The sequence below is a fragment of the Pseudomonas sp. S09G 359 genome (assembly GCF_002843605.1).
Taxonomy (GTDB): Bacteria; Pseudomonadota; Gammaproteobacteria; order Pseudomonadales; family Pseudomonadaceae; genus Aquipseudomonas.
Map to the genome: position 1 here is coordinate 2848386 of NZ_CP025263.1, position 20300 is coordinate 2868685.

Consider the following 20300-nt stretch of genomic DNA (forward strand, 5'->3'; position numbering starts at 1 on the left):
ATCGAATGACCTGTTGGACACTGAAAGAAGGGCCTTGTTGCCAAGGCCCCGTTGGATCAGAAGCGCACGCCGCTGGCGCAGACGGTGCAACCTTGACCGATCGACAGGCTGTTGCTGCCTTGGTTGCCCGAGCCGGATTGCAGGTTCACACCCACGTTACCGGAGTTGCGGTTAACCGAGTTGTCGAGGCTGGAGTTGTTGGACACGTATTGAGCTTTGCTGCCATGGCCATACCCGTTGCTGGTAGCAGCAGTGTTCAGGTAGCTGTTGGCGAGCGAGTTTTGCTCGGTGTTGGCAGCCGCTGCGATGTTTTTGCCATCAGCGGTGGTAATTGCAAGGTTGTTTTTACCTTGGTTGCCTTGACCGGCCTGGCCGTTGTAACCCAGGTTGCCGGAGTTACCGTTAAGGGCGTTATCCGCAGACGCGTTGTTTTGGGTGCCTTTGTTGACGAAGTTGTTCAGCGCGCTGTTTTGATTGACATCGACGACCGCGAATACGGTTGCAAAGTCACCTTTGGCACTGGAGATAGCACCGGAGTTGTCTGCTTGGTTACCACTGCCCGACTGAACGTTAACACCGGTGTTACCGCTGTTGCCGTTTACCGAGTTATCGGCAGAGGCATTGTTTTCGGTTTTGGTGTCATCGAACTTATTGCCGCCGCTGTTTTGTACATCGGTGACGACAGAGGCGACAACCCCGGTTGGTTGAGGCGCAGGGTGCCAGCCACCACCTGCTTGAGCAGCAGCAGCCATGAGTGCGGCGAGAGCGAAAACCATTGGTTTCAGAGCCATTTGAGGTTTCATGGTGTTTCTCCTTGCTTCTAATTAGTTGGTTAAGTGTTGGTACGGTCTAACTAGTGCTACCAAGCGTTTACTTGATAGTGATGCCCAGGGTGTTAGCCACTCGGTTCCCCACCCCGGCACTCTGGTTCACCTGAATCACTCCTCGGCTGCCGGTGAAGGCCTGGTCGCTGGTAACGACCTGGCGGCTGCCAGTGGTGGGGGTGAGCCCTGAGTCGGTCAACTGCGTCGTGTTCTGTTGCAACAAGACGCTGTCATCGATGCTTTGCGGGCCAGGGTTGATGCTGATCCGCACGGCGTTGATTTGTTGGTTATTGGCCCCGGCCGACTGGTTGATGCCCAGTACACCGTTGCCATTGGTAAAAGAGTTGCCCTGGATCGCCGCCTTGGCGTTCAGGGACGGGTCGACCTTGCCGTCGAGCCTTTGGATATTGAGGTTGGTGGCCTGGCCACCGAGCGCGATGGCACGGCTGTTGGACATTTGGTTCTGGTCGCCACCTGCCTGGTTGATCGACAGGACGCCGCCGTACTGTTTGCCGCTGTTGTTGATCATGGCGGTGTCGTCGGCGAATGCCGAGGTGCTGGCCAGCAGGGCGAGGATTAGCAGTGAGCGATTCATCATTTGCCCCCCATCATGCTGCCGATGTTGTTCAGGGGCGCCATGCCACGCTGGATCGAGTCGCTGATCTGCCCGCCCATGCTGCTGCCGCTGCCGTGGGCGGCGGCGGTGCCGGAACCCAGGGTCGACATGCTGTTCTGGGTAGCGTGCAGGCCAGTCAAGGTACCGTTGGACTGAATGGCGCGGACGATGCTTGAGCCGCTGCTGATACCGCCGATGTCCATATCGCTGAGTTCACCGGTGGCACCGATGATGTCTTTGCTGGGGTTGGCGTTGGCAGTGGTGGGGTAGGGGTCTTTACCGAAGGCGGCACGCCCGTACATGTGAGCCTGTACGTTGCGGCCTGTCACGATCACGCCGTCACCGGCAAAGCTCGGGGCACTGATGCCAGCGCTGAGTACACAGCTGATCAGCAGTACGTTTATCGAACCTTGAGTGAGTGTGATCACGGCGGCATTCCTTATTCTTCACGCTGACCCTAAACAGCGCTGTAAGGGATAGAGCAGAAGGCGTGCCGCTTTTTATTTATCTTTGTTATTCAATGGGTTGTGGTTATAGATGGGCAAAGTGATGTAAGCGTTGTTTCATGGCTGATACACCTGCCGTCCAGGCCTGCGCAACCGGCCGTACCACAAACGTTTCACCCGGCTGTATCAGCGTTGTAACACCCGGCGTGACAAAACTATGAATCCGCTCGGGGCGGGCGGTTCAGGGCGGGTGGGTGTTTCAAAAATGGACACTGCAGGCGCGAGTGAACCCCGGCCTGCGGGCAAGGCTCAGCCTTTTGGCGTTTTACGCGGGATGGAATTGAGTACGGGGTTGCCCTCCTGGTTCTGGGTCAGGTAGACCGGCAAAACCTTGGGCAGGGAGGAGACGAGGTTGTTGACCTCGGCGAGGTTGTAGATGCCGCCGATGCGGATCGCCCCGGTGTTGGCGTCTGCCAGCATGACCGGTTTGCTCAGGTAGCGGTTGATCAGCGGCAAGGCCTCGGCCAGGGCCAGGTTGTCGAGGATCAGCTTGCCCTGGCGCCAGGCCAGGGCCGGGTCATTGGCCGCGATCTCGCGCACGCGCGGCGTGGCGTCGCCCTGTTGATAGCTGGCCTGCATGCCAGGGGTGAGGGGTACGCTGCCGTGCACTTGGTCGCTGGAAATCTGCACCGAGCCTTCGAGCAACATCACTCGCACTTGGTCTTCATACTTCCACACATTGAACTGGGTGCCCGTGACCCGCACCTGGCCGGTGCCAGCACGCACCACAAACGGATGCACGCTGTCGTGGGTCACCTTGAAGAACGCCTCGCCTTTTTTCAATGTGACCCGGCGCTGGTCCTTGTAATTGCTGTAGACCAATTCGGTACCCAGGTTGAGTTCCACCTGGCTGCCATCACCAAGGGTGACCTGGCGCAAACTATTGGTAGCCTGGTAGCGCTCATAGGAGCTTGGCAGCCAACCGGCTTCCCAGCCGGTAAAAGCCGCCAGCGGCAATGCAGTCAGGCAGATCGCCGCCGCTACCGCATAGTTGCGCAGCCGGCTGCGAGGTTTGAACGGCACCACCACTGGCGTAGTTTCGCTGCGTGGCAGGTGGTCGGCGACGTCCCAGATTTCCAGCATCGCTGCATATTCAAAGGCGTGCAGCGGGTCGGAATCATGCCATTGCGCAAAAGCCTGACGTTCACCCGTGGTGCAATCACCCGCGTGCAGGCGCATGCACCAATGCGCGGCGGCGTCGGTGATGGCGTCATATTCGGCTTCTGAAATGGACTTTTCGCTCATTAACTCATCCTGATTTCGTACATTCTAACCTCCCGAGGTGGACGGCGAGAACAGCCATCATGGCGATTGCACATCAATTGGAATTTATTCTCGTTTATGCCACCTCTGAAAATCCCAGGATGTTCTTACAATTGAATACGAAAATGCTTAAGAAATCCTTAGTCGGGTTGTGTGCAACCACCGCGCTTCAGGCGCCCGCATCCAGTGCCCGGCCGAGTTGGCTGATCAGGTAGGTAACGGAGTCGGCATTGGCCAGGATCGTGTCGATACGTTTATTTTCATCGGTCATGAAGATGTTCCGCGCCTCTTGGAGGGTCTGGCCGCCGGTGATTCCCAGGACTTTTTTCTTTTGCGCCGAGGTGCCCTGGTCGCTGCCGAAGTCCTCCCAGTCTTGTACGAATTGGTCCCATGTCGCGAACAGCTGTGTGGCAGGCGTCAGTATCGATAGCGCGGTTTTACGCAGGTTGGCGAGGTCGGTCTGCAAGCGCGCGGCGCCTTGGATGTTGATATTGATCAGGTCCTGGAACGGTCGCATGCTGTCCAGGTAGGCCAGGTCCTCGGTCAAGGATTTCACGTGTGAGATCTCGTGAATCAAGGTGGTCGCGCGTGCATGGGCCGATATGTTGAACGGCGTGTTCATGCGGTTTTGATACACGTCCAGGCCCGGATCGAAGAACCGATCCAGCAAGTAGATCTTGTGGTCCGGATCGTCGGGTATCACGAAGGCAAATGTGTCCCGCGGGCTGTAGCGATGGGTGCCGCAGACAAAACGCTGCGAGTCAGCGCCGGTCAATGTGTGGTTGGTCAACTCATCGAGTACCGCGTCGATAAGCCGCTCGACCCTGTGCACTTGATCGGACGTCAATGTGGCGACACCGAACATCTCAGTGAAAAACTGCCCGACACGGCTGCGGGGTTCGCGGCGGGTCGCGAAGTGGCGCAGGTTGCGTTTGCAGGTAACCGCATAGTAGGTCGCGACGTTGAGTGCTTCATTGATGCACTGTGCTTTCCAGCTGGATAGCGCGGCAATCGCTGGCATGCCCACCGCTTCGATATTGATGGCTTCGCGTTCAGCGGCCCAGGTTTGCACCTTGCCTGCGTAGCGCCCCAAGGTTCCGCCGTAGCGTGGGTGATGCCGGTCAAGGTCCAGCGTCCACTGGCCCTGGGCATTGCTTTGTATATAAGGGCCGTTTAATCCGCCCTGGCTCAGGCGCCAGTGCTTGCCGGCTTTTTTTACCGGGTAAACCTTGCCGGCCAATGGCACAAAATGGCGGCTGCCGGTTTTCTCCTGGTAAAGGTGGGGCAGCGTGCTGAGCGTGAGGTCCGCCAGGGCCGTATCGTGGGCCTCAAACGCCTGCAGCCGGGTGCGTCCAGGGGCGGTCAGGTCCAGCTCAGCCAGCGTCGGTGCGGCGGGTGGAGGGGCTTTGAGCCATTGCTCCAGCGTGACTTCATGCGTTGATGCAGGCGCTGGGGGCGGCACCAGATGCTCCAATTCCTTGCGCAAAGAGGCCAGCTCGGCCACCCCCTGGGCAAAGGTTTTGAGCGCGTGTTGCCAGCGGTGTTGCTGCAGGTCTTCGGCGGAGGTTTTAAACAGCTTAAAGCTGCGCCACACCACCAGCGGGTAGGCGAGTTTACCGGCCATGAACTTCAACCCTTTAGGGGTCGCTTCGGCAAGTAGGCTGGTGATTGCATCCCAATGTGCCTTGCCCGTTTGCGAGAACTGACACGTGAGCATCCGCAGCAACATCTCGCTATTGTCCGCAAACAGCTGTGTGAGCAGGTTGCCGGCGATCGGGGCGGTGCCGAGGCGGATCTCCGAGGCGCCTCGGCCGCCTGGCTGGCTGAGTAAATTGCGATAGGTGGCTTGATCAGGCGCCGCCATTTGCCCTGTCACCCAATCCTGCAATGCGCCGGCGGCGGTGAACGCATTGAGCAACGCGGCTTCACTCGCGTATTCCGTCAACAGGTGGCGCGGGCTATAGGGCGCATACAGGACAAGCGGGCCGGTGGCATCGGTTTGCGCGATGACATAACAGCCCAGCGCCTTGGCCGGCGTTGCGCCTGGGGTGGCTATCAGCTCAAGGGCGCGAATGCTCGCCGTAGCATCAGCCACTGCGGCACGCGCGACGGCATCCGGCATATCAAAGACTTGCCGGATCAAACCCCAGGCCGCCGCCGACAGCTGATCATCGAGTGTGAGTTGATGGGCATATTGCAGCAATTGCCAGGGCAACTGCCGATAGAACAACCGGCGACGCTCGCGGGTATCCTCGCTGTCGCCTTTGAGGTGGGTGGTCAGTTGTTGCTGGTAAAGGCTGTTCAAGTCCAGCTGGCGAACCAGTTGCACCACGGCACTGCCGTCCAGTGCTGCCGGCAACGGCGTGGCCGTTCGCGAGTGTGGCCGGATATCGTCGGCGCGTAGCTCGGGCCAGTGGCGCAGGGCGAAGTCCGTCAGGGTCAGTGTGTTGCCCGCCAGGTGGATACGGCCAGGTATCAGTACGTTGTCCGGGTTGATCACCTGGCCTGGAAAACGTGCATTGAGCAGCGTCGAGAGGCTGCTGAAGGCCTGCTCGCGCAGGGTGGTGATGCTGTGCAGGTAGTCGCGCTCGTCGGGTGCGTTGATGCGGTACTGCTCAAGCAATTCGGCGTGCAGGATCTGCTCGTGCGGCCGTGCCATGCCCAGCCATACCGGCAATGCTTGCTGGTGGACGGTGGCCTGCGCGATGGCTATCGCCCTGGGCAGGTTGGTTGGGGGCGAACGCTGGATCAAGCCATCCATGCAGGCCGCAAAGCGTTTTTTGCTCAGTCCCATCGAGCGCAGGAAGTCAATTTGGTCACGTATGAAGTCGCTGTAGGTCTGCTGACGGCCGTCCAGCAAGTGGCCATCGATGCGGCGCAATGGCCCTAGTCGGCAAGCCTGGTGCGGCACACGTTGGGAGGGCGGCAGGTTCTCCATCAGCGGTAGGCGCTGCTGAGGGCCCTGCAGGCGTTGCTCGAGGGCGTCGCGCAAGGCCTTGATCGAGGCAAAAAATTCATAGCCGCGACGGGGCGTCCACAGTAGCGCCGCGCCTGAATGGACGGGGTCGGTGCCGCCACGTTCGGTCACCACAAAGCAATTGGCAAGGGCGTGGGCGGTAGTCTGCGGACCCACGAACAGGCTCAGGCCAAACGCGTCCGGTATAAACCCGTTCAGGCCGTGGCGTTTCTGCCGGGTCATGCCGTCGGCGTGGAGCATGCTGTCCAGCAGCGCCAGCGCGTTGGCTGGCAGACTTTTGTTGAGTTGCCTCAGCTGCATTTCACCGGCCAGCCCCTGCAGCATTCCGTGGCTCAGGCCTGCCCGGTTATTCTCCAGCAGCGTGACCGGCAGCGTGTGCAGGCCGATTTTGGCAAACGTCGGAGACTGGCTGCGGTCCAGCGCCAAAGCCGCCTCGACTACCTGCAGGCGCTGCAGGTGCAGGTTAGCTTTTTCTGCCTGGACTGTAGTGGAACCGCCATTGCTGCTGGCGATCGGGTGAACGCTCCAGCGGCCGTCTGCCTGGCGATCCAGCAGCCGACTGTCGAGCATGCTGCGTACATCCAAGGCGCTTTCGAGCAGTGCACCCAGGTCGATACCACCCTCGCTGCGCCGATACAGTCCCAATGCATACTCGAGGTTGTCGGACTGCTTGGTGATGATGTCTTCGAGCATTTCCTGAAACACATCGCCGACCACAGGCTTGCCGGTCACCTGTATCTGGTCCATGCCCACAAACACACTGCGCTCATCCAGGGACAGGAAATTGAGCAGCTCATCTTCATAGCCGGCAGTTTTGAGCATGCTGAGCAGGGTGTCATTGAGGTCGCTCAAGTTGGCGAGCACCTGCAAGCCGCGCGCTTGGGTATAGAGATAGGCCTGGGAGTGACTGATCATCAGGGTGCTGGCCAGGTCGACAGGGTGCTGAAAGGTTGTATCAACCCGCACCTTTTCTACGCTGAAGTGCTTGTTCAAGGCTATACGCGCGGCTTGGTCCGGCAGGATCGTGCCGCGCAATGTCTGGCTTTCATCAGCGGACACGATGGTTTGCTGGTGTTTGAACAGCAGGTCGGCGCGGAATTTGTCCCGCATCACCTCGGCGAAAAACTGCAGGCGCGATTGGCCAACGGCGGCGTCTTCATTCCAGTAGGTCTGCAGCAGGCTGATCAACAACTTCGACAGCGCACCGCTGGTTTGCTCGACCAGACTGTTCCAGTGTTGCTGATCCTGGGCCAGTTGTTTCTTGGTGAAAGCGCGGGTGTCATGGGCGGCGTTGAAAAACCGCCGTGTCTGGTCCGTTGGCCAGGCTTGCTGGACATAGAACCCCAACAGTGCGTCGCGCAGTGTTTCAGAGGCAACCCAGTGGCCGTCCTCGCCAGCCGCAGTGCGGCGAAAGAAGTTCACGCGCGTGCCGGCTTGGTCCAGGCCAGGGAAATACGAGCGGGCCATGATGCCGAGCAAGGTGTCGAGCATCGCGTTCAGGCTGGGGAGTAGGCGCAACTCGTCAAGCATCATCTCGACGTTTTTCTGTTGGCCAGCCAGGATGGCTTGTTCCTGGTCCTCCATTACCGAACCCTGGATAACCGTGGTGGTCAGCGTCAGCTGAGCATTTGGCCCCAACGCGTGACGTTCGGCCACTGACAGAAATTGCAGCAACTCAGCGCGCGGGGTTGCACGTGTGAGGCGCTTGCGCACTGCATCGAGCAAGTCGGCGTGGCTGCCGAATAGCTCCAGGCCGCCGTAAGGGGTATAGAGCACGGCTTTTGCGTCGTCGGGCGTGGGGCTCATCATGAAGGTGCCCGCCAGGGGAAGGGCGGGCTTGCCGTTAAGGTTGACCAGTAACCTTTCTACTCGCATGGGGTGGTCGCGAACCGTCGAGTCACTGCGTGCCGAGTCAGTGGCGTGGTACACCGTGTTCAGCCATTCAAGATCCTTCACCGTGAAGCCAAGCTCCCGCTCCCGTGGGGTGGGCACCCTACGGCTGACCGGGCGAAGGAATTCTTCAAAGTAATAGGGTGGGGTGACGTGCGCCATGTTGCGTTCTCCTGCGTTGCGGCGGTTAGAAGGCCCCACGTTAGGTGCCGGCCAAGCAAGGATTGCGGTAGATAACTGGCGCGTACTGACAAGCACCCGTTGACAGCAGGCACGGGCGGCGTTGTTTAATCGACGGTCTGGATTCTTGTTGCCTCTCCCAATTATAAAATCGGAGCTACAGATGTCTGCCCAGTCCCCGATAGCTGAACGTGCTACAGCGCTCATCTGTTACAACGACCTGGTGGGGTTGTTGCAAACGGTGTTCGTGAAACACGGCACCTCGCCCGAGGTGGCCGCGATCCTCGCGCACAATTGCGCCAGTGCCGAACGCGACGGCGCCCATAGCCATGGGATCTTCCGTATCCCCGGTTACCTCAGCACCCTGGCCAGCGGCTGGGTCAACGGCAAGGCCGTGCCGGTGGTAACTGATGTAGCGTCGGGTTTTGTGCGGGTGGATGCCGGCAATGGGTTCGCCCAGCCGGCGCTGGCCGCCGCCCGCGCGCTGCTGGTGGACAAGGCCCGCAGTGCCGGCATTGCGCTGTTGGCGATCCATAACTCCCATCACTTTGCTGCGCTGTGGCCGGATGTCGAACCGTTCGCCGAGGAAGGCCTGGTGGCCCTGAGCGTGGTCAACAGCATGACCTGCGTGGTGCCCCATGGCGCCGACCGACCGCTGTTTGGCACCAACCCGATTGCCTTCGCCGCGCCACGTGCCGATGGCGCACCGATTGTCTTTGACCTGGCCACCAGCGCGATTGCCCACGGCGACGTACAGATTGCCGCGCGCAAGGGCGAGCGCCTGCCGCCCGGCATGGGCGTGGATAGCCTGGGCCAGCCCACCACCGACCCCAAGGCCGTGCTGGAAGGCGGTGCGCTGCTGCCGTTTGGCGGGCATAAGGGCTCGGCCTTGTCGATGATGGTCGAATTGCTGGCGGCGGCCTTGACTGGCGGTAACTTTTCCTTCGAATTCAACTGGGCTGATCACCCAGGTGCTCGTACCCCCTGGACCGGGCAATTGCTGATCCTCATTGACCCGAGCAAAACCGCTGGCCAAAGCTTCGCCGAGCGCAGCCAGGAGCTGGTGCGGCAGATGCATGCGGCGGGGTTGCGGCGGTTGCCGGGGGATCGACGTCATCGCACACGGGCGAAGTCGCAGGAAGTCGGGATTGAGATTGAAGCCAAGGATCTTCAGCAGTTGCAGGAACTGGCTGGGTAAGCGGGGCTGCGCGAGCGGCGCAGCCCCGGCGTATCAGTTACGGCGACCCAGCAGCAGGCCAACCACCAGGCCGAAGCCTGCGGAAATGGCCACGGTCTGCCATGGGTGACCACCGATGTAGGTTTCGGTGGCATCCACGACCGGCTTGCTGCGTTCGCGCACGTTGGACACGGAATCCAGCGCTTGCTTGAGCTTGATGGCGACTTGCTCACGCAAGGTTTCGCCTTCCTCGCCCACCAGGGAGGCGCTGCTTTTGAGCAGTTTGTCCGACTCTTCGATCAGCGCGGTGAGTTCGCTGAAAGCTTGATCCTTGATTTGATCTTCGACGGCTTGGGCGGCAGTTTTGCGGGCCATGGTGTGACTCCTTGCGGGTGAATGTGACAGTGAACAATGGAGTGGCGGGCGGCGGAAAAAGTTGCAGTTTTTTTGCCACAGGGGCGGTTGCGAGCAAAATCCGAATCAGGAATTTTTGACCTAGCGTGTAAGATGTCACCTATTTGTGTAGCAGGTAATTCAACATGAGCTTCAATCTGGCCGATAAGACCCTCGCCGAACGCGCCGAGCTGGAAGATGAAAAGTCGCGTCTCTACGACCTGTGGCAGACCAACCTGGGCAAAGCCAAGGGCGAAGCCGCGCGGTTGTTCGGCGAGCGTGCCAAGCGCAAGGGCAAGTGGGCCGAGTGGGTCCGCGCGGAACTCGACGGCATGTCGCCGCCAGAGTTTTCCAACATGGTGCGCAGTGAAGTCAACAAACTGATGGCAGCGGCGAAGTAAAACTTTCGACAAGCGCCTCGCGCACCTTCAACAACATCGGGTCAAGCTGGGCCTGGGTGCGCCAGCCCAGCTCCACTGGGTAGCGTGGCAATGCCAGTGGGCACGCCAGCACGCGCAGGCCGGTCATGGCGGCGATGGCCTGGGCGGCATGCCCGGGAATGGTCGCCACGGCCTGGCTGCCCTTGAGCAAAAACGGCAGCGCGGCAAAGTGGCTGGTCGACGCGCACACATGGCGGTTCAACCCGTGTGCCGCCAAGCCTTCATCGGTAATCCCGATGAACCCGCCGGATGACACCAATATATGCTCGCGCCTCACGAACTCGTCCAGGCTGATGCTGGTCTGCTCCGAGTCCAGCAGGCAGCGATAATCGCCTTCGCCCAGCACCTGTCGACTCAACCGGCCCTGTGCCAAGCCGCCAGCGGTAATCGCCAGGTCCAGGCTGCGGTCGAGCAGGGCGCCGGCGACGATCTGGCTGTGGGTCTGGCGGAAAATCACTCGCAGCCTGGGTGCACGCCGGGCGATTGCAGCGATCAGCCGGCGGCCGTAGGCAATCTCGAAATCATCCGATAAACCCAGCACCACGGACCGGCCCTGGTACTGCTGGTTATCCGGGTTGACCATCGCCAAGCTTTGCCGGCAGCGCTCCAGCGCTTCGCTGATCACCGGTTTCAGTTGATTGGCCCGCAGCGTCGGCGCCAGGCCCCGGCCCGTGCGCACGAACAAGGGGTCGCCGTATACCTCGCGTAAGCGCCGCAGGCCTGCACTCACGGCCGACTGCGTGACGCCCAGGCGCAGCGCCGCGCGGCTGGCGCTGGACTCGTCATGTAGGGCTTCGAAGGTTTTCAGCAGGTTCAGGTCGACCTGGTCGATATTTGTTTGGCTCATATCATTCAGTACTGAAGTGGGCTTTATTCATGATCGAGGCTGGCGCGAGAATGGGCAACCCCCCTGATTCGGAGTGATCGTGATGCCCATTTCTACCGTAGCCGCCCTGCAAATTGGCGCTCTGCCAGGCGGCAAGGCCGACACCCTGGCGCAAATCCTTGCCTATGAAGACCAGATCACGCGCAGTGGTGCGCAACTGGTGGTGATGCCCGAAGCGCTGCTGGGTGGCTACCCCAAAGGTGAAGGCTTCGGTACCCAGTTGGGCTACCGCCTGCCCGAAGGCCGCGAAGCCTTTGCGCGGTATTTTGCCAATGCCATCGACGTGCCGGGCGTGGAGACCGAAGCCCTGGCCGGCCTGTCGGCGCGCACCGGGGCCAGCCTGGTACTCGGTGTGATCGAGCGCAGCGGCAGCACCCTGTATTGCACGATGGTGTATTTCGAACCGCTCGGCGGCCTGGTGGCCAAGCATCGCAAGTTGATGCCCACCGGCACCGAACGGTTGATCTGGGGTAAAGGTGACGGTTCGACCTTGCCGGTGGTGGATGCCGCCGTAGGGCGTATTGGCGGCGCGGTGTGCTGGGAAAACATGATGCCGCTGCTGCGCACCGCGATGTACGCCAAAGGCGTGGAAGTGTGGTGCGCGCCGACCGTGGATGAGCGCGAGATGTGGCAGGTGAGCATGCGCCATGTGGCCCATGAGGGGCGCTGTTTTGTGGTCAGCGCCTGCCAGGTGCAGGCGTCGCCCGAGGCGTTGGGTGTAGAGGTGGTCAACTGGCCTGCGAACCGCCCGTTGATTGCCGGTGGCAGCGTGATCGTCGGCCCCATGGGCGACATCCTGGCCGGGCCGCTGCTGAATGACGCCGGGCTGCTGACCGCGCAGATCAACACCGACGACCTGGTGCGCGCGCGGTATGACTATGACGTGGTGGGGCATTATGCGCGGCCGGACATCTTCGAGCTGACGGTGGATGAGCGCGCCAAGCCGGGCGTGCGCTACATCACTGACTGAAACACCGTGAAAGATGAAGTGCAGTTGTGGCGAGCGGGCTTGCCCGCGTTGGGCTGCGCAGCAGCCCTAAAACCAGGCGCTGCGGTGTACCTGGAAAACGTGGTGTACTTGTTGGGGGCTGCTACGCAGCCCAACGCGGGCAAGCCCGCTCGCCACACAAGCCCGCTCGCCACACAAGCCTGCTTGATACAGAGGAGTAACCGTCTACCAGGTCGCTGTATTAGGCAGGTCCAGGGTTCCGCGGTCGACAAAGCGCATAGTGCCAAACAACCCACCCGCCAGCTTGCCGCGCAGCACATACGGCAGGTTGTTCAAACTCTGGGTCTGGCTCAGGCCCAGTGTCTGGCGCAACACGGAAAACGCCGAAACGCTCACCGGCACCATCAGCACCGTCTCGGAAAAGCGTGGGATGCTTCCGGTCTGGTCACTCACCCCCGACGCCAACGGCCGCCCATTGACCTCCAGGTCCAGGGCCACGCCGTTGTAGTCGATTGCCGTTTCATTCGGGTTCTGCACCCGCAGCTTTACGGCGAAACGCACTTCCAGGTCCTGGCTTTGCAGCGGCTCGATGCCGACCACGTTGATAGTCACCGGGTCGCGGTTGGGGAGCAGGGCGCAGGCGCTCAAGGTCAGCAGCAAAAACGATAGAACCATGAGCTTGCGCATCGATCGGTGCTCCTATTTTTTCGTGACGTCCGGGTCCTGCATCACTTTGAGGGTAGAGGACTCCGGATCAAATTCATCTTCTTCCAGCTCTATGAACTCTTCCGGCAGGAAAATGTTCAGCACGATTGCACAGAATGCGCCCACGGTGATCGGCGACTCGAAGATGTTATGCAGCGCTTTGGGCAGATCGCGCAGTACCTCCGGCACGGCAGCGACGCCCAGGCCCATGCCCAGGGAGATCGCCACGATCAGCACATTGCGCCGATGCAGCCCGGCTTCGGCAAGGATCTTGATACCCGCCACCGCCACCGTGCCGAACATGATCAGGGTGGCGCCGCCCAGCACGGGCTTGGGCATCAATTGCAGCACCGCGCCGATCATCGGGAACAGCCCCAGCAGCACCAGCAGGCCGGCAATAAAGTAAGCCACGTAGCGGCTGGCCACGCCGGTCAGTTGGATCACGCCGTTGTTCTGGGCGAAGGTCACCATCGGCAGGCTGTTGAAGGTGGCGGCCATGGCCGAGTTGAGGCCGTCGGCCAACAGCCCCGACTTGATGCGCTTGATATACAGCGGGCCCTTGACTGGCTGCTGGGAAATCATCGAGTTGGCGGTCAGGTCGCCGGCGGCTTCCAGGGGTGAAATCAGAAAGATCACCGCCACCGGGATAAACGCCACCCAGTCGAACGAAAAACCGTACTTGAACGGCACCGGCACACTGATCAACGGCACGTGGGGCAGGGCGGCCATGTCGACGCGGCCCATCCACCAGGCCACCACAAAACCCAGGCTCAGGCCGATCACGATCGAACCCAGGCGCAGGAACGGGTTGTTGAAGCGGTTGAGTACCACGATGGTCAGCAGCACCAGTGCGGCCAGCCCCATATTGCTGGCTGCGCCGAGATCGCTGGCACCAAAGCCGCCGGCCATGTCGGTGACTGCCACCTTGATCAGCGACAGGCCCATCAGGGTAATGATGGTGCCGGTCACCACCGGGGTGATCAGCTTGCGCAGCTTGCCGATGAACTGGCTCAGCACCACTTCGATGAATGCCGCAAAAAAGCAGATGCCAAAGATCGTCGAGAGGATTTCATCGGTGCCGCCGCCCCGGGCCTTGACCATGAAACCCGCGCTCAGGATCACGCTGATAAAAGAAAAGCTGGTGCCTTGCAGGCACAACAGGCCCGACCCGATGGGGCCGAACTTACGCGCCTGCACGAAGGTGCCGAGCCCCGACACAAACAACGCCATGCTCACCAGGTAGGGCACTTCGCTTTCCAGGCCGAGCACGCCGCCGACGATCAGGGTGGGGGTGATGATGCCGACAAAACTCGCCAGCACATGCTGCAGCGCGGCAAAAATCGCCGCGGTGAAGTGCGGGCGGTCTTCCAGGCCGTAGATCAGGTCGGATTTATAGCGCGGGCGGGGGGCTTGAGCGTCAGACAAAATGAGGGCTCGGGTCAGAAAATGGAGGCGCAGGATGCCAGAAACAGCCAGTCGTCAGAAGTGTAAAAAAATATTTATAAAGCCCTGCATAAAAACCCGGACCCGGCCGATACCTCCTATAGGCCCACATACCAATTACAACAGTGGTGACCAAGGTCTGAGCAGCGCGTTGACGCTGACGGATCGTTTCGCAGCAGGGACGCTCGCAAACACTCCATCTGAGAGCACCCCCCTATGTCCCTTCGTCATCTGAATATTGCCCCACGCGCGTTTCTGGGTTTCGCCTTCATTGCGTTGTTAGTGGTTGTGTTGGGGGTATTTGCGGTCAACCGCATGACGCAGATCCGCCAGTCGTCGGTGGACATGAGCGCAAACCAGCTACCGAGCGTCACCTACCTGAGTAACATCACCGAGAACGTGCTGCGCCTGCGCATCCTGTCATTTCGTGTATTGGTCAACCGCGAGCCTGCGGGCTTGCAGGAAGCCGAAGTGCGCATGGGCGTGCTGGCCGACAAAGTGAAGACCGCCCAGGCCGGTTATGCCGCGTTGCCGGCAGGTCCGGAGGAGGCGGCGCTGTACAAAACGTTCGTCGCGACCCTGGACAACTACACCCAGGCCCAGGCCGAGATGCTGTCGTTGTCCAAGCAAGGCAAGGTCGATGAGATGCGCGCCTTGATCAACAGCCGCATCAAAGACGGCACCGACCAGATGGGCGAGCAGTTGAACAAGCTGATCGCTATCAATGCGGCGGACGCCAAGAGCGCCGATGACGAAGCGGGGCGCAGTTACGACGGCGCCATCACCGGCGTCATTGCCGTCTCGGTGGCGGCTGCATTGCTGACCGTGCTGTTGGCCTGGCTGCTGACCCGCAGCATCGTCACACCGTTGCGCAAGGCCGTGGAAGTGGCCGAAACCATCGCCGGCGGTAACCTGACCAACGTCATAGAAGATCACGGCAAGGATGAGCCCGCGCGCCTGATCAACGCGTTGTCGGCCATGCAAGCCAACCTGCGCCAGACCATCCAGCACATCGCCGGCTCAGCCACGCAACTGGCCTCAGCGGCCGAAGAGTTGAGCGCGGTCACCGAAGAAGCCTCGCGGGGTTTGCAGCAGCAGAATAATGAAATCGACCAGGCCGCCACGGCGGTCAACGAGATGACCGCTGCGGTGGAAGAAGTGGCGCGCAATGCGGTGTCCACCTCCGAGGCGTCCGGCCAGTCCAACCAGGCGGCGCGCGAAGGCCGCGACCGGGTGGTGGAGACGGTCGGCGCGATTCAGACCATGACCCAGGACGTGCAAAATACCGCGGTGCTGATCGAAGGCCTGGCTTCCCAGGGCCGGGATATCGGCAAGGTGCTGGACGTGATCCGCGCGATTGCCGAGCAGACCAACCTGCTGGCACTCAACGCCGCCATCGAAGCGGCGCGCGCCGGTGAAGCCGGGCGTGGCTTTGCAGTGGTGGCGGACGAAGTGCGCGCCTTGGCCCATCGCACGGCGCAGTCGACCCAGGAAATCGAGAAAATGGTGGCCGGCATCCAGAACGGCACCGGCGAAGCCGTGCAGTCCATGCAGCAGAGCAACCAACGCACCCAGAACACCCTGGAAATGGCGCGCGCCGCCGGTGTGGCCCTGGAGCAAATTACCCAGTCCATCAGCCTGATCAACGAACGCAACCTGGTGATCGCCAGCGCCTCGGAAGAACAGGCCCAAGTCTCCCGCGAAGTGGACCGCAACCTGGTCAACATCCGCGACCTGGCCACGCAGTCGGCGGCAGGCGCCAACCAGACCAGCGCGGCCAGCCATGAGCTGTCGCGCCTGGCGGTGGACTTGAATGGGATGGTGGCGCGCTTTGTGATCTGATCTGAAATACGGTCAAAACTGTGGGAGCGGGCTTGCTCGCGAATGCGGCGGATCAGTCAATACATCTTTCGACTGACACACCGCATTCGCGAGCAAGCCCGCTCCCACATTGGTTTTTATGGTGTCAGGGTTTACTGCTTCCAGGCAGTGGGATTCACCAAGTTCTTGGGCTTCTCCCCGGCCAGTGCCTGTAGCAGATTATCCACCGCACACTTAGCCATCGCCTCCCGCGTCTCATGTGTCGCCGAGCCTATATGCGGCGTGGCCACCACATTGTTCAGGCGCAGCAGGGCGGAGTTGTGATCCAGCGGTTCCTTTTCGAACACGTCCAGCCCCGCCGCGCGGATGGTGCGTTTTTCCAGGGCCTCCACCAGTGCCGCTTCGTCCACCACCTTGCCCCGCGAGATATTGATAAAGATCGTCTCCGGGCCCATCCGCGCAAATTCTTCGGCGCCGATCAGCTTTTCGGTTTCGGCGGTCAATGGCAGGGTCAGGCAGACAAAATCGGCCTGTTGCAGCAAGTCATCGAGGCTGCGGTACTGCGCGCCAAACCGCTTCTCGACCAGCGGTTTGGGCGAGTGGCTGTGGTAGATCACAGGCATGCCGAAGCCGAAATGCCCACGCTGGGCCAACGCTTCGCCGATGCGGCCCATGCCGATGATGCCCAGGGTCTTGCCATGCACGTCGCTGCCAAAATGCAGCGGGCCGATGTTCTGGTTCCAGTTGCCGGCGCGGACCAGCGTGGCCAGCTCCACTACCCGCCGGGCGGTGGCCAGGATCAGCGCGAAGCCGGTATCGGCGGTGGTTTCAGTCAGCACGTCGGGGGTGTTGCTGAGCAGGATGCCGCGTTGGGTCAGGTAGTCGATGTCGTAGTTGTCGACGCCCACCGACACGCTGGCCACCGCTTCCAACTGCGGCGCTAGGTCCAGCAACTGCGCATCCAGACGCAGGCTGGCACCCAGCAGGCCGTGGGCGCCGGGCAAGGCCTCGCGCAGTTTCGCCAGGCCGTTTTCATCCAGCGCCTCGATCAGCGTGACCTCGGCCTTTTCATGCAGGCGGGCCATCAGTGGCGCGGAGAGTTTTTTGTACAAAACCACAGACTTTTTCATCGGGTGTTCACCTTTAAATCGAGGGTTGGCTGCGGCGCGCGTTCACGGTCGCTGGCGCCGGGCTTGAGGAAAATTGTCAGTACCACCGAAAGCATCAGCGCACCGCTCATCAGCAGATAAGAGGCGCCGGGCGAACCAGTGCTGCTATTGAGGTAACCCACCAGGTACGAGCCGCCGAACGAACCGAGGGCGCCCATGCTGTTGATCAGCGCCATGGCGCCACCGGCCACGTTGGCCGGGAGGATTTCCGGCACGATCGCAAAAAACGGGCCGTAGGGCGCGTACATGCAGGCCCCGGCAATCACCAGTAGGGTGTAGGACCACCAGAAGTGTTCGGCGCCCAGCACGTAGGACGCATAGAAGGCGATGGAGGCAATCAGCAGCGGCGGCCACACGAAACGTTTGCGCTTTTGCAGCTTGTCCGAGCCCCAGCTCACCACCAGCATGCCGATCACCGCTGCCAGGTAAGGCAACGCCGACAACCAGCCGGCCTCGACCATGTCCATCTGCAAGCCTTTCTTGAGGATCGACGGCAACCACAGCACAAAGCCATACACGCCGATGCTCCAGCAAAAGAACTGCAGCGCCAGGATGATCACTTTCGGCGAGCGAAACGCCTCGGCGTAATTTTTCACCGCCTTGATACCAACCTGCTCGGCGGCCAGCGCGGTTTCCAGCGCCTGTTTCTCGCCATCGCTCAGCCATTTGGCATCCTTGGGACGCTCATCGGCCAACTTCCACCAGATAAACGCCCAGAGCACCGCCGGCAGGCCTTCAATGATAAACATCCAGCGCCAGCTGAAATGCTGCACCAGGTAGCCCGACACTACCGACATCCACAGCATGGTCACCGGGTTGCCGAGGATCAGGAAGGTATTGGCGCGCGAGCGTTCGGCGCGGGTAAACCAGTGGCACAGGTACACCAGCATCGCCGGCATCACGGCCGCTTCCACCACGCCGAGCATGAAGCGAATCACAATCAGCATGTAGGCGTTGGACACCACGCCGGTCAGGGTGGCCAGGCCACCCCAGAGGATCAGGCTGACAAAAATCAGCTTCTTCACGCTGCGTTTTTGCGCGTAGATGGCGCCCGGTACCTGGAAGAAAAAGTAACCGAGGAAGAACAGCGCGCCGAGCAATGACGACATGCCCGGCGTGATCATCAGGTCTTCAGCCATCCCGGAGGCGGCAGCAAAGCCATAGTTGGCGCGGTCCAGGTACGCCAGGCTGTAGGTGATAAAGACGATGGGCATGATGTACCACCAACGGCGGGTGGCGAGTTTCACGGTTTCCATGGGGTTGCTCCTGAGCTTGTTGTAGTTGTGGCAACAGGGTGTGGGTCATGCGACGGATCGGGTGGGTAACTCCGCGCGAGTGGGCAGGCCTTCCATATCGCCACGACTTTGCACGGCACGGCTGCCGACCCAGTTGGCGCGTTGTACCGCTTCGGCGAAGCTGAGGTTCTCCAGCAGGGCGCTGATCATGCCGACGGCAAAGCCATCGCCGGCGCCTACGGTATCGACCACCTTGTCCACCCGCACGGCGGCGACAAAGCCCTGGTCCATGTGGGTACGGAAGTAGGCACCGTCGGCGCCCAGCTTGATCGCCACGGCTTCAGCGCCCCTGTCGAGGTAAAATGCGGCGATATCCGCCGGGTCGTCGAAACCTGTGAGCAGGCGGCCTTCGCCCAGGCCTGGCAAGACCCAGTCGGCCAGGCCTGCGAGGCTGTTGATCTCGCGGACCATCTGCGCCTGGCTGGCCCACAGCGACGGGCGCAGGTTGGGGTCGAACGACACACTGCGCCCGGCCTTGCGCATTTGCGTCATCAGCTCGACAGACAATTCATGCGTAGCCGCGGACAGCGCCGGCGGAATGCCGGTGGCGTGCAGGTGGCGCGCCTGCAACAGTGCGGGGCTGATGGCGGCGACGGACAAATGGCTGGCCGCCGAGCCCTTGCGAAAGTATTCCACCTGGGGATCGGCGCCGGCGTCTTCGCGGGACTTGAATTGGAAACCGGTGGGATGCAGCGGATCGACCGCCACATGCCGGCAATCCAGGCCTTCTTTTTGCAGCGTGTCGACCACAAAGCGCCCGAGGGAATCATTGCCGACGCGGCTCAACCACGCCACGTTGAAGCCCAGGCGCGACAGGCCGATGGCAACATTGCTGTCGGCCCCGGCGATGCGTTTGTGAAACTGCGCCACCTGGGCCAGGTCGCCGGTCTGCTCGGCGACAAACATCGCCATGGTTTCGCCAAATGAGAGGATATCGATCTCAGACATGTGCGTGCTCCCCATGGGGTTGGCCAAGGCTGGTGAGGGTGGCGACCTGCTGCGCGGTGACCGCGACCAGGTCGGCGCCTTGCAGCGGGAATTCCACGGCGCGGGTAATGCCTTGGGTCATGTGCTTGAGCAGTTGTTCCCACACATGCAGGTCGGTGGCGCCGGGCGGCAGTGCCACCAGCTTGCCGTCCGGGCGGCGGGCCACGGCCTTGCAGTGCAGGTAATCCACATGCCGGCCCAGCAGGCGCGCGGCGGTCAGGGCGGATTGGTCCTGCCAGTGCCAGTTGCCGATATCGAAGGTCATCTTCACAGGCAAGCCCAGGCGTTCAACTTCAGTGAAGAAACGCTGCATCGGCTCGATCCGCCCGCCGTGCAGGGTCTGGTCATTTTCGACCAGCAGTCTGACCGGGTGGCGCTGGAGCAGGGCGTGCAGGCTCTCAAGGTCGTTGGTGTCGGTGAAGTAGCCCAGGGAGACTTTCAGCCAGCGCGCGCCAAAGGCCTGGGCGCGGTCGAGGGTGGCGCTGAGTTCGGCATTCGGTTGCGCGCGGCCAGCGACCCACAACTCCAGCGGCGAAGAGAACACCGATTCCAGGCCTTGCTCGGCGGCCGCGTGGGCCAGCTCGGCGGGCTGTTCGGTGGTCAGCAGTTCTTCACGCCATTCAATGCGCCGGGCACCGGCGGCGGCCAGCACCTGGACAAAACTCAGTTGGCCCTGCTGGCGTACCAGGTCGGCGCCGTAGCTGGAGAGGCTGATGGAAACGGGGTATTTGTGCATTGTTGTTTACCTCTGAAACCGGTTTCATTTTTGTGCAAAAAAT

The 20300-nt window shown here is 61.2% G+C and carries 17 protein-coding genes; 4 read left to right on the forward strand and 13 right to left on the reverse strand.

Annotation, left to right across the window (positions count from 1 at the left end):
* Nucleotides 1–56: 56 nt before the first annotated feature.
* The 5 genes from CXQ82_RS12795 to CXQ82_RS12815 all read right to left on the reverse strand — a co-directional run bounded on the left by CXQ82_RS12795 (nt 57) and on the right by CXQ82_RS12815 (nt 8238).
* On the reverse strand, nt 57–803 hold the full coding sequence (locus tag CXQ82_RS12795) for a hypothetical protein (RefSeq protein WP_101269428.1): 747 nt from the start codon (nt 801–803) through the stop codon (nt 57–59).
* A gap of 67 nt (nt 804–870) precedes the next feature.
* On the reverse strand, nt 871–1419 hold the full coding sequence (locus tag CXQ82_RS12800) for an adhesin (RefSeq protein WP_101273775.1): 549 nt from the start codon (nt 1417–1419) through the stop codon (nt 871–873).
* Nucleotides 1419–1868, reverse strand: a complete 450-nt coding sequence (locus CXQ82_RS12805; protein WP_101269430.1) for a hypothetical protein — start codon at nt 1866–1868, stop codon at nt 1419–1421. The genes CXQ82_RS12800 and CXQ82_RS12805 overlap by 1 nt, the downstream gene beginning before the upstream one ends.
* Before the next feature lie 327 nt (nt 1869–2195).
* A complete protein-coding gene (locus tag CXQ82_RS12810) occupies nt 2196–3191 on the reverse strand; it encodes a FecR family protein (RefSeq protein WP_101269432.1) in 996 nt (331 codons plus the stop codon).
* 187 nt (nt 3192–3378) lie between these two features.
* Nucleotides 3379–8238: a dermonecrotic toxin domain-containing protein gene (locus tag CXQ82_RS12815; protein ID WP_101269434.1), complete on the reverse strand. Its 4860-nt coding sequence runs from the start codon at nt 8236–8238 to the stop codon at nt 3379–3381.
* Nucleotides 8239–8419: 181 nt separating this feature from the next.
* Here CXQ82_RS12815 and CXQ82_RS12820 point away from each other — a divergent pair, with 181 nt between their 5' ends.
* Nucleotides 8420–9454, forward strand: a complete 1035-nt coding sequence (locus tag CXQ82_RS12820) for an Ldh family oxidoreductase (RefSeq protein ID WP_101269436.1) — start codon at nt 8420–8422, stop codon at nt 9452–9454.
* Between the two features lie 33 nt (nt 9455–9487).
* On the opposite strand, the gene CXQ82_RS12825 is transcribed toward CXQ82_RS12820, so the two are convergent.
* Nucleotides 9488–9808: a YqjD family protein gene (locus tag CXQ82_RS12825; protein ID WP_016979401.1), complete on the reverse strand. Its 321-nt coding sequence runs from the start codon at nt 9806–9808 to the stop codon at nt 9488–9490.
* A 164-nt stretch (nt 9809–9972) separates the two neighbouring features.
* On the opposite strand from CXQ82_RS12825, the gene CXQ82_RS12830 reads away from it, so the two are divergent.
* Entirely contained in the window at nt 9973–10227 is a 255-nt protein-coding gene (locus CXQ82_RS12830; RefSeq protein ID WP_101269438.1) for a hypothetical protein, read from the forward strand.
* Here CXQ82_RS12830 and CXQ82_RS12835 read toward each other — a convergent pair.
* Nucleotides 10199–11113, reverse strand: a complete 915-nt coding sequence (locus tag CXQ82_RS12835) for a LysR family transcriptional regulator (protein ID WP_101269440.1) — start codon at nt 11111–11113, stop codon at nt 10199–10201. The two genes, CXQ82_RS12830 and CXQ82_RS12835, sit on opposite strands and share 29 nt — an antisense overlap.
* Before the next feature lie 82 nt (nt 11114–11195).
* Between CXQ82_RS12835 and CXQ82_RS12840 the strand changes: the two genes are divergently transcribed.
* Nucleotides 11196–12122 carry a carbon-nitrogen hydrolase family protein gene (locus tag CXQ82_RS12840; protein ID WP_101269442.1) on the forward strand — a complete coding sequence of 309 codons (927 nt, stop codon included), beginning with the start codon at nt 11196–11198 and terminating at the stop codon, nt 12120–12122.
* 204 nt (nt 12123–12326) lie between these two features.
* On the opposite strand, the gene CXQ82_RS12845 is transcribed toward CXQ82_RS12840, so the two are convergent.
* Both CXQ82_RS12845 and CXQ82_RS12850 read right to left on the reverse strand, forming a co-directional pair.
* Nucleotides 12327–12788 (reverse strand): LEA type 2 family protein, encoded by a 462-nt coding sequence (locus CXQ82_RS12845; protein ID WP_101269444.1) that lies wholly within the window; start codon nt 12786–12788, stop codon nt 12327–12329.
* Nucleotides 12789–12800: 12 nt separating this feature from the next.
* Nucleotides 12801–14231 (reverse strand): nucleobase:cation symporter-2 family protein, encoded by a 1431-nt coding sequence (locus CXQ82_RS12850; protein WP_101269446.1) that lies wholly within the window; start codon nt 14229–14231, stop codon nt 12801–12803.
* Between the two features lie 234 nt (nt 14232–14465).
* Here CXQ82_RS12850 and CXQ82_RS12855 point away from each other — a divergent pair, with 234 nt between their 5' ends.
* A complete protein-coding gene (locus CXQ82_RS12855; RefSeq protein WP_101269448.1) occupies nt 14466–16091 on the forward strand; it encodes a methyl-accepting chemotaxis protein in 1626 nt (541 codons plus the stop codon).
* A gap of 131 nt (nt 16092–16222) precedes the next feature.
* Here CXQ82_RS12855 and CXQ82_RS12860 read toward each other — a convergent pair whose 3' ends face one another.
* Genes CXQ82_RS12860 through CXQ82_RS12875 form a run of 4 tightly spaced genes read right to left on the reverse strand, consistent with a single transcriptional unit; the run spans nt 16223 to nt 20257 of the window.
* Entirely contained in the window at nt 16223–17200 is a 978-nt protein-coding gene (locus tag CXQ82_RS12860) for a D-glycerate dehydrogenase (protein WP_101269450.1), read from the reverse strand.
* A complete protein-coding gene (locus CXQ82_RS12865; protein ID WP_101269452.1) occupies nt 17197–18495 on the reverse strand; it encodes an MFS transporter in 1299 nt (432 codons plus the stop codon). The genes CXQ82_RS12860 and CXQ82_RS12865 overlap by 4 nt, the downstream gene beginning before the upstream one ends.
* Nucleotides 18496–18540: 45 nt before the next feature.
* On the reverse strand, nt 18541–19482 hold the full coding sequence (locus CXQ82_RS12870; RefSeq protein WP_101269454.1) for a sugar kinase: 942 nt from the start codon (nt 19480–19482) through the stop codon (nt 18541–18543).
* Entirely contained in the window at nt 19475–20257 is a 783-nt protein-coding gene (locus CXQ82_RS12875) for a sugar phosphate isomerase/epimerase (RefSeq protein ID WP_101269456.1), read from the reverse strand. The genes CXQ82_RS12870 and CXQ82_RS12875 overlap by 8 nt, the downstream gene beginning before the upstream one ends.
* Between the last annotated feature and the right edge of the window lie 43 nt (nt 20258–20300).